The following is a 12,398-nucleotide window of genomic DNA, read 5'->3' on the forward strand; positions in this document are numbered from 1 at the left end:
TTTCGTTGACAAACCAACATGAACGAAGATAAAGTCAAGTACTTGCAGATTTGTGACAGCGGTCACTGATCGCTGAAGGGATCCATGGAGGCAGTGCCGAACGCACTGCAGCAGTAACTACGCAATGGAGGGTATGTGTTTGCCGAGGAGCGTCAGCAGCAGATCGCCGGGCTCGTTGCAGCCAGCGGCCGCGCCAGCGTGACCGACCTCGCCGAGCGCTTCCGCATCACCACCGAAACCGTCCGCCGGGACCTGGCCGCCCTGGAATCGGCCGGAACGGTGCGCCGCGTGCATGGCGGGGCGGTCTCCGCAGACCGCTTCAGCACCACCGAGGAGAGCATCCTCGAGCGGACCATCCAGCGGCAGGCGCAGAAGCTCCGCATCGCCGAGGCCGCCCTGGGCTTCCTCCCGAAGGGCCCCTCCAGCAGCATCCTCCTCGACGCCGGTTCCACCACCGAAGTCCTCGCCGACCTCCTGGCCCGCCGCGGCGCCGCAGCTGCGGCCAAACCCGCCGATCCTGCCCAGGAACTCCTCGTCATCACGCACGCCGTGCCCATCGCCGCCAAGCTCGCCAGCACCCCTGGCATCGCACTGCAGATCCTGGGCGGCCGGGTCCGCGGGCTCACGCAGGCAGCGGTGGGCCAGGGCACGGTGGAAGCCGCCGGCAGGCTGCGCCCGGACATCGCCTTCGTGGGGACCAATGGCATCCATGCAAGCTTCGGCCTCAGCACACCAGACTCTGAAGAAGCCGCCGTTAAGGCTGCCTTCGTCCATTCGGCGCGCCGCATTGTGGTGCTGGCCGATTCGTCCAAGCTGGAAGCGGAAACGCTCGTCCAGTTCGCCTCGTTGAAAGATCTGGATACCGTGATCACTGACCGCACACCCGGCTCCGAACTAGCTGCGGCCCTCGCCGAGGCCGGCGTGGAGGTGGTAGTCGCATGATTGTCACCCTCACAGCCAACCCGAGCCTGGACCGGACGGTGGCACTGCCCGGCCCCCTCGAGCGGGGCGAGGTGCAGCGCGCAGTCTCCGTCCGCCAGGAATCCGGCGGCAAGGGCGTGAACGTTTCCCGGGCCCTCGTGACCTCCGGCCTCGAAACGCTTGCGGTGCTGCCTGGCGCGGAATCCGATCCCGTGCTGGCCGGCCTGCGGGAAGAGGGCGTGCCCTTCGCGTCGCTGGACATCCACGAACCCCTGCGCACCAACGTGGCGTTGACCGAGCCGGGCGGTGTGACCACCAAGATCAACGAACCCGGCCCGGTCCTCGCAGAGGACGCCCAGGAGGCGCTGATCAGCCTGCTGCTGGAACGGTCGCGCGGGGCCAGCTGGGTGGTCCTGGCGGGCTCGCTTCCGCCCGGCGTCCCGGCGGATTTCTACGCCACGGTCACCCGGCGGCTGCGCAATGCTGACGCCGGAGCCGGGGTACCAATGATTGCCGTCGACTCCTCCGGGGCGCCGCTGGCAGCGGCCGTCGCAGACGACGCAACAGAAGCCGCGTCCGGAAAACCGGACCTGCTTAAACCCAACGCCGAGGAGCTGGCGGAACTGGCCGCAGCAGCAGGTTTTTCCTCGGTGAGCACGGCTGAGGAACTCGAAGCGGACCCGTATGCTGCCGCTGCGGCAGCTGCCGCCGTCGTGCGTTCCGGTGTGGGGGCCGTGTTGGCAACGCTCGGTTCAAAGGGCGCTGTCCTCGTGACGACCGACGGCGCGTGGCTGGCCACGCACCCGCCGGTCACCGCAGTCAGTACGGTCGGCGCCGGTGATTCGTCGCTTGCCGGCTATCTGCTGGCCGCCAGCCAGGGCGCCGCCCCGGCTGACTGCCTCCGCCAGGCTGTGGCGCATGGCGCCGCCGCCGCTTCCCTGCCGGGCTCCACCGTCCCGGCAGTCCACCAAACAACCCCCGACGCCGTAACCATCACGGCCCTCCGGAAGGATTGACAGTGACTCAGCTCATCACCGCGGACCTGGTCGAGCTTGACCAGAACCTGGGCAATTCGCCCGAGGACGTGATCCGGCACCTGGCCGGCCGTGTTGCCGCCAACGGACGTGCAAGCGAAGTTGAAGGCCTCTTCACCGATGCCTTCGCCCGCGAACAGAAGACCGCCACCGGCGTTCCCGGCGGCATCGCCATTCCGCACTGCCGTTCGGCTGCCGTGACCGAACCAACCCTCGCCATGGCACGCCTCTCCCAACCCGTCGACTTCGGCGCCAAGGACGGCCCGGCCGACCTCATTTTCTTCATCGCTGCACCGGCGGGCGCCGACCAGGAGCACCTGAAGCTGCTGTCCAAGCTCGCCCGCTCGCTCATCAAAAAGGACTTCACGGGTGCGCTCCGCGCTGCCACCTCCAGGGAAGAGATTGTGGAGCTCGTGGACAACGCCCTCGCGGACAAGCCTGCTGCCGCGGCGGAAACTACTGCTGCGCCGGCCACGGCCGCTGCCACTGCCGGCGCCGCATCCAGCGGCGCTGCATCCAGCGGCCCGCGGCGCCTCGTGGCCGTCACGGCCTGCCCCACCGGCATCGCGCACACCTACATGGCGGCGGACTCCCTCGTGGCCGCAGCCCAGGAAGTGGGCGTGGACCTGCAGGTTGAAACCCAGGGCTCCTCCGGCGCCAAGCCGCTGGACCCGGCCATCATCGCCGCTGCGGACGCCGTGATTTTCGCCGTCGACGTGGACGTGCGCGGCAAGGAGCGCTTCGCCGGCAAGCCGGTCATCAACGCACCGGTCAAGCGCGGCATCGACGAGCCCGCCAAAATGGTCCAGGAAGCCCTGGACGCGGCGGACAACCCGCACGCCCACCGTGTTCCGCACTTCGGTGCCGAGGAGCAGGCTGAACGGGAAGCCGCCGAAAAGGGCGAGCACATCGGCCAGAAGCTGAAGAAGGCACTCCTCACCGGCGTGAGCTACATGATCCCGTTCGTGGCCGGTGGCGGCCTGCTGATCGCACTGGGCTTCCTGCTCGCCGGATTCGACATCGCCCTGGGTACCAAGGCCAACGACATCCTGGCCAACAACTCCCTGGTCAACCTGCCCGACGGCAACCTCGCCCTCTACCTCGGAACCGTCTTCTTTAAGATCGGCGCCCTGTCCATGGGCTTCCTGGTTCCCGCCCTCGCCGGCTACATTGCCTACGCAATCGCCGACCGTCCGGGCATTGCACCGGGCTTCGTCGCCGGTGCCGTCTCCGGCTTCATGGGCGCCGGCTTCCTCGGCGGCATCGTCGGCGGCCTGCTCGCCGGTTACATCGCCCACCTGATCGGAACCTGGTCGGTGCCGCGCTGGCTCCGTGGCCTGATGCCCGTCGTCATCATTCCGCTGCTGGCCTCCATCATCGCCTCCGGTGCGATGTTCCTGTTCCTCGGCGGCCCGATTGCAGCCATCACCGTCGGACTGAACAGCTGGCTCTCCGGGATGTCCGGCGCTTCGGCCATCGTGCTGGGCATCATCCTCGGCCTCATGATGTGCTTCGACCTCGGCGGCCCGGTCAACAAGGTGGCCTACGCCTTTGCCGTCGCCGGCCTGGGCGCCGGCAGCGCCACCAACCAGGCCCCCTGGCAGATCATGGCCACCGTAATGGCCGCCGGCATGGTGCCGCCGCTGGCGATGGCCCTGGCCACCGTCCTGGACAAGAAGGTCTTCAGCCTGGCCGAGCGTGAAAACGGCAAGGCGGCCTGGCTGCTGGGTGCCTCGTTCATCTCCGAGGGCGCCATTCCGTTCGCGGCAGCCGATCCCCTCCGCGTCATCCCCGCCAGCATGATCGGCGGCGCTGTCACCGGCGCGCTCACCATGGCCTTCGGCGTCACGTCACAGGCACCCCACGGCGGTATCTTCGTGTTCTTCGCCATCGGCAACGTGGTGATGTTCATCGTCTCCATCCTGGCCGGAACCGTGGTGACTGCGATCATCGTGGTGGCCCTCAAACGCTGGGCTGCCCGCAAAGCCGTTGATACGGTGGAGACCGTCCCTGTAACAGTCTGATCCCGCTGTCCTTCAGCACCCAACCCACACTGCAATTGCAAGGAGCAGAAATGTCCGAACGTACCGCAACCGTCGCCAGCCGCGTAGGCCTGCACGCCCGCCCCGCCGCCATCTTTGCCGAAGCCGCGGGCGAGTTTGACCTCGACATCACCATTGCCCGCGAAGGGGAGCCGGCCGACGAGGCCATGTACGCCGCCAGCATCCTCTCCCTCATGAGCCTTGGCGCATCCCACGGTGACGTTGTGGTGCTGCGGGCCGAGGGCGACGGCGCGGACGCCGCGCTTGAGCGGCTGGTCCAGATCCTGGAAACGGATCACGACGCCGAATAGGCACCGGGCGCTTTACGGCCGGCTTCCGCATCAGCTCCCCCAGGGGCTGCTGCGGAGGCCGGCCGTTTCCGTTTTCGGACGGATTTTGCCAGCGGAGAGCGGCCAAATGAAGGCATCGCCCCTGATCAGCGCGTCATTCGGCAGAAGTAAGCAAACTTAGTAGTTTCTTGTTTTTGATTCTCTACCCCACTAGCTTGGAATTGTGGCCAGCCATTCGAATGACCGGCGGAACTGCCGGGCTGAAGGAGGATGACAAAGTGGAAACCTTGCAGGAAAGCGTGGACGTCGAGGTACCCGTCAGCACGGCCTACAACCAGTGGACACAGTTCGAATCGTTCCCCCGCTTCATGAAGGGCGTCGAATCCGTCGAGCAGATCGACGAAACCTCCCTCCATTTCTGCACCAGTGTGGCAGGCGTCAAGCGCGAATACGATGCCCAGATCCTTGAGCAGACGCCGGACCGGTGCATCGCCTGGGTCAGCAAGGACAAGCCCCGCAACGCCGGCAGGGTCACGTTCGAGGACCTGGGAGAGGACCTCTGCCGCGTGAACGTAGAACTCGAATGGGAGCCGGAGAGCCTGCTGGAGCGGGCCGGAGCCGCAGCACACGTTGATGAGCAGCAGGTGTCATCCGACCTGGTCCGGTTTAAGGAGTTCATCGAAACCCGGGGCATCGAGACGGGTGCCTGGCGTGCCGTGGTGGACCGGGGCGAAGTGGACGCTACGGGAGCCAACTGACCCGATATACCGGCTGTTCCATGACGGAGGTAGCTATGCCAGAGAAGAAGAACCCCAGCCTGAAGGATCCCAAGATTTACGAGGAGCTGCGCGACGAGGGCGCCTCGAAGCAGAAGGCCGCACGCGTCTCCAACGCGGCAGCCAAGAAGGGACGGTCCGAGGTGGGCCGCAAGGGCGGAAAGTCCGGCGACTATGAGGACTGGACCGTGGATAAGCTCAGGGCCAAAGCCAAGGAAATCGGCCTCAAGGGGTATTCAGGCAAGAAAAAGAGCGAACTCATTTCCGCGCTCAGGAACTCCTAAGCGGGTGCCGGTGCAGCCGCGGGGCGGGGCGCCCGCTCTTTCAGGCGCCCTTCCGCGCGGTCTTCGCCGTGGGGGCGGGCTTCGTGGTGGACTTGGCAGCGGTACCGGTCTTCGCCGCCGTGCCGGTTTTAGAAGCCGTGCCGGTTTTAGAAGCCGTGCCGGTTTTAGAAGCCGTGCCGGTCTTGGAAGCCGCGCTGGTCTTCGATGCAGTGCTGGTTTTCGATGCAGTGCCCGTCTTGGAAGCGTCGGTCTTGCTGCGGGTCCCGGCTGTACCGCTCTTGGCAGTCTCGGCGTCGGAACCCCCGGCCGCCTTCTTGGCGGCGCTGGTCCTGCTCCCGCTGCTCCGGCTGCTGGTGGCCCGGCCGCCGGTGCCGCGGCTTCCGCTACCGCGCTTGGCGGGGCTGGACGGCTCATCCCCGTCCGACTCGTCTTCGGACGGTTCCTGTGCGGCGGACCCTCCCCCGCGCTTCTTGTCGAGGCTGCGCTTCAGGGCCTCCATCAGGTCGATCACTTCGCCGTTTCCACCCTCGGCTTCGGCGCCGAACGTCTCTTCCGTGTCCAGCGCGTCGCCCTTTTCCAGCTTCGCCTCGATGAGCTGCCGAAGCTGCGCCTGGTAGTCGTCGGTGAACTGCTCGGGCTCGAAGTCGGAGGCCATGGACTCGACCAGCGCGGCGGACATCTCCCGTTCCTGCGCGGAAATGCGGATGGACGTGTCCAGGGCAGGAAACGATGCTTCCCGGACTTCGTCCGCCCACAGCAGCGCCTGCAGCATCAGGACGTCGTCGCGGATCCGCAGGGCCCCCAGCCGGGTCTTGTCCCGCAGCGCGAACTGCACCACCGCCACACGTTCGGTATCCTCCAGGGCCCGGCGAAGCAGCATGTAGGCCTTCGGAGACTTGGAATCCGGCTCCAGGTAATAGCTCTTCTCGAACATGATGGGGTCAAGCTGTTCGGACGGGACGAACTGCACCACTTCGATTTCGTGGCTGTTCTCCGCGGGAATGGACTTGAGCTCCTCCTTGGTGAGGATCACCGTCCGGCCGTCGTCCTCGTAGGCCTTCTCAATGTCGGAGTAGTCAACGATCTCGCTGCAGACCTCACAGCGGCGCTGGTAGCGGATCCGGCCGCCGTCGGCATTGTGCACCTGATGGAGGCTGATGTCGTGGTCCTCGGTGGCGCTGTAGACCTTCACCGGGACGTTGACCAGCCCGAACGCGATGGCGCCTTTCCAGATGGCTCTCATGGGACAAGTCAACAGCACACAACGCCGGAGGTGAAGCCCCATGGCCGGCGGTAAGGAACGCGTGCGGGTCGGCGGCCGCGAACTGACCCTGACCAACCTCGACAAGGTGATGTATCCCGCCACCGGCACCACCAAGGCGGACGTCATCGCCTACTACGCCGCCGTGGCCCCGGCGCTGATCGCCGCCGCCAGGAACCGTCCGGCAACCCGCAAGAGGTGGGTGCACGGGGTGGGCACCCAAGACCAGCCCGGCGAAATGTTTTTCCAGAAGAACCTGGACGACTCGGCCCCGGGCTGGGTGCCCCGCGCCGCCATCACGCACAAGAACAACACCATCTACTATCCGCTGGTCAATGATCCGGCAACCCTCACCTGGCTGGCACAAATCGCCTCTCTGGAGATCCACGTGCCGCAGTGGACGGTGGACTCCCACGGCAGCGCCCTGCCTCCCGACCGGCTGGTCCTGGACCTCGATCCCGGGGAGGGCGCGGGACTGCCCGAATGCGTGGAGGTGGCCAGGCTGGCGCGGACCATCCTTCAGGACGTGGGGCTCGATCCCGTTCCGGTCACCAGCGGCAGCAAGGGGATCCACCTGTATGCGGTGCTGACCGGGAGACAGACCTCGGATGAGGTATCAGCTTTCGCCCGTGAACTGGCCCGCGCGCTGGAGGCCGACCACCCTGACCTGGCCGTCAGTGACATGAAGAAGACCCTCAGGACGGGAAAGGTGCTGGTCGACTGGAGCCAGAACAACGCCGCGAAGACCACGATCGTTCCCTATTCACTCCGCGGCCGCCTGCACCCCACTGTGGCGGCCCCGCGGACCTGGCGGGAATTGAGTTCACCGTCGCTCAAGCACCTGGACTACGAGGAGGTCATGCGCCGGGTGGCGGCCGGCAAGGACGCCTTCGCCCAGATCAGTGCGGCCACCGGCCATCCCGGTGCCGGCCACGACGCTGCCCACGCCGGCACGAGCCACCCCAACACGGGCCCCAGCCACGCAGCCCCCGCACCTCCGAAAGCAGCCGGAGTGCGCGGCGGCGGGCACGCGGATCCCCGGCTGAACAAGTACCGGTCCCTGCGCGACCAAGGCAAGACGCCGGAGCCGTTCACGGCGGAAGAACATCACGCGGCAAAGGCCAACGGCGTGCCGGCGCAGGCGGGCAAGGAGATCTTCGTCATTCAGGAACACCACGCCAGCCGGCTCCATTACGACTTCCGGCTCGAGCACGAGGGCGTGCTGGTCTCCTGGGCGCTGCCGAAGGGCGTGCCGGAGTCCGGGGACAAGAACCATCTGGCGGTACAGACCGAGGACCACCCCATGGATTACGCCGATTTTGAGGGCGACATCCCCAAGGGCGAGTACGGGGCGGGCAGCGTGAGCATCTGGGACAAAGGTGTCTATGAGCTCGAAAAATGGGTCAACGGCAAGGAAGTCATCGCCACGCTCACGGGCCGTGAGGGCGGCGGGCTGGGCGGCACCCGGAGGTTTGCCCTGATCCACACCGGGAAGGGCCATGGCGAGGAGTCACAGTGGCTAATTCACCTGATGGACAGGGTCCCGGGGGCACGGAAAAAGCCGGCCAGCACCAAGGAATGGGCCAGCACCAAGGCACCGGCTGGCGTCAAAGAACCCGCGAGCCCGGCACGCACGGCGGCTTCCAAGCCAGCAGCGCCCCGAAAGGAATCCCTCCGGGAGGACCCGGCCCCGATGCTCGCCTCGGCGGGCACCCCGGCGGACCTGCACGGCAGTGAGTGGCTTTTCGAACTCAAATGGGACGGAATCCGTGCGCTGGTGGTGGCGGACGGCGGGCGGATCAGGCTCCTGAGCCGCAACGGCAACGACATGTCGGCCAGCTATCCCGAATTTACGGACAGGAATTGCTGGCCGCCGCAGGACTTCATCGCGGACGGCGAGATTATCGCCGTCGGGCCTTCCGGCCGGCCCGACTTCGGGCTGCTGCAGGGAAGGATGAAGCTGACCAGGCCGGGCGACGTGAAACGGGCCCGTGCCAACATCCCGGTACGGATGATGCTCTTTGACCTGCTGGCCGACGGCGGCGACGACTTGCGCAAGCTTTCCCTGCGTAAGCGGCGGGAACGCCTCGCTGCCTTCTTCGAGCCCGCCGACTGCCCGGTGGAACTGTCGGAGACCCTGGATGACCGGGTGGAACACATCCTGGAAAGCGCCCGCGAGCTGGGCCTCGAAGGCGTGATGGCCAAGCGGGCGGACAGCCGCTACGTCAGCGGGCAGCGGACGCACACGTGGATCAAGCTCAAGATCGAGCAGACCCAGGAAGTGGTGGTGGGCGGCTGGCGTCCGGGCAGGGGCGACAGGTCCAACACCGTGGGCTCGCTGCTGGTGGGCATTCCGGAGGGCAAAACGCTGCGTTACGTAGGCCGCGTGGGAAGTGGCTTCAGCATGCGTGAGCTGGAGGAACTGCGGAAAAAGGTGGAGGGGCTGGCGCGGAAGACGTCACCGTTCGATGACGTTCCTTCGGCGGACGCCGCGGACGCGCGCTGGGTGAACCCTGACCTGGTGGGTGAAGTGACCTTCGGGGAGTGGACCGGGAGTGGCAAACTACGGCATCCGGTGTGGCGCGGCTGGCGGCTGGACAAAGAGCCCGCGGACGTTGTGATGGAATCATAGAAACAGCCTGGCGACCGCCGGATCGGGCGTCACCAGGCTGTTGCCGTATTTTCAGCTGGTCAGGTATTCAGCTGGTCAGGACGAGTGCGGCATCTGCGGGCGGCCGGTCCGGTGGATCGCCGTCACGGCAGCGCCCTGTCCAATGCGGCCGGGGCTTGCGCCGTGTTCCTTGGGGTGGCGCCGTTTGCCGTTGCCATCCGGCCACTGCTTTGACCCGCCCATTGCCGCGGTGACGGCCAGGGTTTCGGGAGTGGGCAGCGGCGGCATATCCATGGATTCCGCCAGATGCGCAGCGACGTCGGGTTTGATGCTGCTTCCGTTGTAGGAGTCGGCCATTTGTTCTTCCTTTCCGCGATGAAATGAAGTGTTAAGCCCTTCAGGGCCGTGATTTTCCGGATGCGTTGGAATCACGGGGCAGAGCCTGAACAGGCGAAGTTACGCGAAAATCAGTGTTCCCATGGGTCCACCTTAGGCAGAATCAAGCCGTCCGGGAAGAGACTTTTAATCGTCGGTACCGGTCCGGAAGGATCCTTCCCATACGGCTCTGGACCCTGCTTCCCCGACCGCAGCCACGGTGGCGACGGCGCCTCCGCAGATCACCAGGGCGAGTACGACGGCGACAATCCCCGCGATGCGGGAGCCAACAGTGCCCATGCGCCGCTTCATTCCTCCTGCCTCCGTAGCGCCATAACGGAACCACAGCCACTGGGCCAGGGCCACGAGAAACACGCCCACCGTCCAGGGCAGGAGCGTGCCGGCGATCTGCATGTGGGCGAGAATCCGCGGGGTGGCGTCAACGCGGTCCAGCAGCCACTGGCCGGCGGCCGCAGTGAGCGGCACCAGGACAAGCGCCAACAGTGCGATCAGCGGCGTGACGATCCCCAACCGCCGTCGGGCAGCGGGCCAGAGAAGGCTCAGCAGCGTGCAAAGGGCGGCCAGCGGAACGAAGACCACCGTGGCGTGGACAAGCAACACGTGCATCGGCAGGCCGTTGATCTCGTAGTCCATGGCGAACACCCCTGTCTGAAGTTATGAGCGGTCCGGAAGTAGTACTGAACTACCCAATGAGACGAGCACCGCGGTTGAACGGTTCAATCAGCACCTGTCAGCGGTTAATTCAGCGGGCCTGGCCGGGCCCCCTTCGGCTTGCCCGGGAGGAGCCTGAATCGGGGCAAAATCGGGCCCGAGAGGTCCTGTTCCAGAAAAGGTTTGATAACGATCGCCTCTGCGGCGGAAAATCCGCAGGATGGCGGGGCCAGATCGGCCAAAACAAATCTGATTTCAAGGCGGTTAGGCCCCCTAAACCGGGCGATCATACGGCACTGAACTCTCGAAATCCATGGAAATCCCGTAAAATCGAAGGCCTGCCCGGAGCGGGGCAGCTATAAGTCGCAAGCAAATGACCTCCACAGGAGTTGCCCAAATGCCCACAGACCGAAGCAAGACCGACTCTTCAGCAGGCGCCAGGAACGCCAGCGGAACCGACCAGGCCGCACCCCAGAGTGCGAAGAAACCAAGGCTGCTCGCGCGGCGCCGGCTCAAGGTATCCGACGTCAACGTCGTCGACCAGCCCATGCTTAAGAAGGCCCTCGGCGGCACAATCGTGGGCAACACCATGGAGTGGTACGACGTCGGCGTGTTCGGCTACCTCATCACCACCATGGGGCCTGTGTTCCTGCCGGAAGCGGACAAGAGTGTGCAGACGCTGTTCCTCCTGGGCACGTTTGCTGCCACCTTCATCGCCCGCCCGCTCGGCGGCGTCGTATTCGGCTGGCTTGGCGACAAGATCGGCCGCCAGAAGGTCCTCGCCGCCACGCTGATGCTGATGGCCGCGAGCACCTTCGCCGTCGGCCTGCTGCCCGGCTACGCGCAGATCGGCATGTGGGCAGCGGCCCTCCTGGTGGTGCTCAAGCTCGTGCAGGGCTTCTCCACCGGCGGCGAATACGCCGGCGCCACCACCTTCGTGAGCGAGTACTCGCCCGACAAGCGCCGCGGCTTCTTCGCCAGCTTCCTGGACATGGGCAGCTACCTCGGCTTCGCCCTGGGTGCCGCGCTGGTGTCCGTGCTGCAGCTGACGCTGGGCCAGGCCGTCATGGAGGACTGGGGCTGGCGGCTGCCGTTCCTGATCGCCGGTCCCCTCGGCCTGGTCGCCGTGTACTTCCGGAGCAAGATTGAGGAGTCCCCGCAGTTCCAGGCAACCCTGGACGCCCAGGAGGAACTCGCCAAGGATGCTGCCGCCGGTGATGACGCTGCAGCAAAGGGTCCCGTAGGCATCGTCAAGGCGTACTGGCGCTCGATCATCGTTGCCATGATCCTCGTGGCAGCGGCCAACACCGCCGGCTACGCGCTGACGTCCTATATGCCGACCTACCTCACCGAGTCCAAGGGTTACGACCCCGTCCACGGCACGCTGCTCACCATCCCGGTGCTCGTGGTCATGAGCCTTTGCATTCCGCTGACCGGCAAGCTCTCGGACCGCATCGGCCGCCGCCCGGTTCTCTGGATCGGGGCCGTGAGCACAGTGGTCCTGGCCGCCCCGGCCTTTCTGCTCATCGGCATCGGCAGCATCTGGTCCACGCTGGCCGGTCTCTCGCTGATCGCGTTCCCCGTGACCTTCTATGTTGCGAACCTTGCCTCGGCGCTGCCGGCACAGTTCCCCACGGCCAGCCGCTACGGCGCCATGGGCATTGCCTACAACTTCTCCGTGGCAATCTTCGGCGGCACCACGCCGTTCATCGTCGATGCGCTGATCAACGCCACCGGCGACGACATGATGCCTGCCTACTACCTGATGGCCACCTCGGCTGTTGGTGCCGTGGCCATCTACTTCCTCAAGGAATCCGCCCAGCGCCCGCTCCCCGGCTCCATGCCCAGCGTGGACACCGCTGCGGAGGCCCGTGAACTGGTGGCTACCCAGGACGAGAACCCGCTGATCGACCTCGACGAACTGCCGTTCGAGACCATCGACGAACTCAACAGTGCCCTGGACAAGGACAGTGACCTGGACAAGGAACTCGACGACGAACTAGATAGGGTGCCTGCCCGCACCTGATGCTGTCGCAGCCCGCTCAAGGCTGCTGAAGTCTGACGCGACTGAAGGCCCGTCCGGCACACCCCGCTCCAGGGGAGCGCCGGGCGGGCCTTCCCGTTGCCCGCCC

The 12,398-nt window shown here is 66.0% G+C and carries 11 protein-coding genes; 8 read left to right on the forward strand and 3 right to left on the reverse strand.

Annotated features, from left to right (window positions below; genetic code table 11):
* The first annotated feature begins 135 nt into the window (after nt 1–135).
* The 6 genes from ABIE00_RS21260 to ABIE00_RS21285 all read left to right on the forward strand — a co-directional run bounded on the left by ABIE00_RS21260 (nt 136) and on the right by ABIE00_RS21285 (nt 5,347).
* Nucleotides 136–942 carry a DeoR/GlpR family DNA-binding transcription regulator gene (locus ABIE00_RS21260; protein ID WP_354262629.1) on the forward strand — a complete coding sequence of 269 codons (807 nt, stop codon included), beginning with the start codon at nt 136–138 and terminating at the stop codon, nt 940–942.
* Entirely contained in the window at nt 939–1,937 is a 999-nt protein-coding gene (locus ABIE00_RS21265) for a 1-phosphofructokinase family hexose kinase (protein WP_354262630.1), read from the forward strand. Before ABIE00_RS21260 ends, ABIE00_RS21265 begins: the two co-directional genes overlap by 4 nt.
* A 2-nt stretch (nt 1,938–1,939) precedes the next feature.
* On the forward strand, nt 1,940–3,979 hold the full coding sequence (locus tag ABIE00_RS21270; protein WP_354262631.1) for a PTS fructose transporter subunit IIABC: 2,040 nt from the start codon (nt 1,940–1,942) through the stop codon (nt 3,977–3,979).
* A 50-nt stretch (nt 3,980–4,029) separates the two neighbouring features.
* The gene (locus tag ABIE00_RS21275; protein ID WP_354262632.1) at nt 4,030–4,308 is read left to right on the forward strand and encodes an HPr family phosphocarrier protein; all 279 of its coding nucleotides are present in this window, start codon (nt 4,030–4,032) and stop codon (nt 4,306–4,308) included.
* Between the two features lie 257 nt (nt 4,309–4,565).
* Complete coding sequence (locus ABIE00_RS21280; RefSeq protein WP_354262634.1) at nt 4,566–5,045, forward strand: SRPBCC family protein; 480 nt, start codon at nt 4,566–4,568, stop codon at nt 5,043–5,045.
* 35 nt (nt 5,046–5,080) lie between these two features.
* A complete protein-coding gene (locus ABIE00_RS21285; RefSeq protein ID WP_354262635.1) occupies nt 5,081–5,347 on the forward strand; it encodes a DUF7218 family protein in 267 nt (88 codons plus the stop codon).
* 40 nt (nt 5,348–5,387) lie between these two features.
* Here ABIE00_RS21285 and ku read toward each other — a convergent pair whose 3' ends face one another.
* A complete protein-coding gene (gene ku, locus ABIE00_RS21290) occupies nt 5,388–6,590 on the reverse strand; it encodes a non-homologous end joining protein Ku (protein ID WP_354262636.1) in 1,203 nt (400 codons plus the stop codon).
* 40 nt (nt 6,591–6,630) lie between these two features.
* On the opposite strand from ku, the gene ABIE00_RS21295 reads away from it, so the two are divergent.
* Nucleotides 6,631–9,240: an ATP-dependent DNA ligase gene (locus ABIE00_RS21295; protein WP_354262637.1), complete on the forward strand. Its 2,610-nt coding sequence runs from the start codon at nt 6,631–6,633 to the stop codon at nt 9,238–9,240.
* Between the two features lie 75 nt (nt 9,241–9,315).
* Here the strand turns inward: ABIE00_RS21295 and ABIE00_RS21300 are convergent, their stop codons facing one another.
* Both ABIE00_RS21300 and ABIE00_RS21305 read right to left on the reverse strand, forming a co-directional pair.
* Nucleotides 9,316–9,576 carry a hypothetical protein gene (locus ABIE00_RS21300; RefSeq protein WP_354262638.1) on the reverse strand — a complete coding sequence of 87 codons (261 nt, stop codon included), beginning with the start codon at nt 9,574–9,576 and terminating at the stop codon, nt 9,316–9,318.
* Between the two features lie 165 nt (nt 9,577–9,741).
* Nucleotides 9,742–10,248, reverse strand: coding sequence for a DUF2231 domain-containing protein (locus ABIE00_RS21305; RefSeq protein ID WP_354262639.1), 507 nt, complete (start codon nt 10,246–10,248; stop codon nt 9,742–9,744).
* A 415-nt stretch (nt 10,249–10,663) separates the two neighbouring features.
* Here ABIE00_RS21305 and ABIE00_RS21310 point away from each other — a divergent pair, with 415 nt between their 5' ends.
* On the forward strand, nt 10,664–12,292 hold the full coding sequence (locus ABIE00_RS21310) for an MFS transporter (protein WP_354262640.1): 1,629 nt from the start codon (nt 10,664–10,666) through the stop codon (nt 12,290–12,292).
* The last annotated feature ends 106 nt before the right edge of the window (nt 12,293–12,398 follow it).

This window comes from Arthrobacter sp. OAP107, assembly GCF_040546765.1.
Classification (GTDB): Bacteria; Actinomycetota; Actinomycetes; order Actinomycetales; family Micrococcaceae; genus Arthrobacter.

Coding starts and splice junctions, on each gene's coding strand:
- ABIE00_RS21265 (WP_354262630.1), top strand. CDS start 939: ATGATTGTCACCCTCACAGCCAACCCGAGCCTGGACCGGACGGTGGCA.
- ABIE00_RS21275 (WP_354262632.1), top strand. CDS start 4,030: ATGTCCGAACGTACCGCAACCGTCGCCAGCCGCGTAGGCCTGCACGCC.
- ABIE00_RS21285 (WP_354262635.1), top strand. CDS start 5,081: ATGCCAGAGAAGAAGAACCCCAGCCTGAAGGATCCCAAGATTTACGAG.
- ku (WP_354262636.1), bottom strand. CDS start 6,590: ATGAGAGCCATCTGGAAAGGCGCCATCGCGTTCGGGCTGGTCAACGTC.
- ABIE00_RS21295 (WP_354262637.1), top strand. CDS start 6,631: ATGGCCGGCGGTAAGGAACGCGTGCGGGTCGGCGGCCGCGAACTGACC.
- ABIE00_RS21300 (WP_354262638.1), bottom strand. CDS start 9,576: ATGGCCGACTCCTACAACGGAAGCAGCATCAAACCCGACGTCGCTGCG.
- ABIE00_RS21305 (WP_354262639.1), bottom strand. CDS start 10,248: ATGGACTACGAGATCAACGGCCTGCCGATGCACGTGTTGCTTGTCCAC.
- ABIE00_RS21310 (WP_354262640.1), top strand. CDS start 10,664: ATGCCCACAGACCGAAGCAAGACCGACTCTTCAGCAGGCGCCAGGAAC.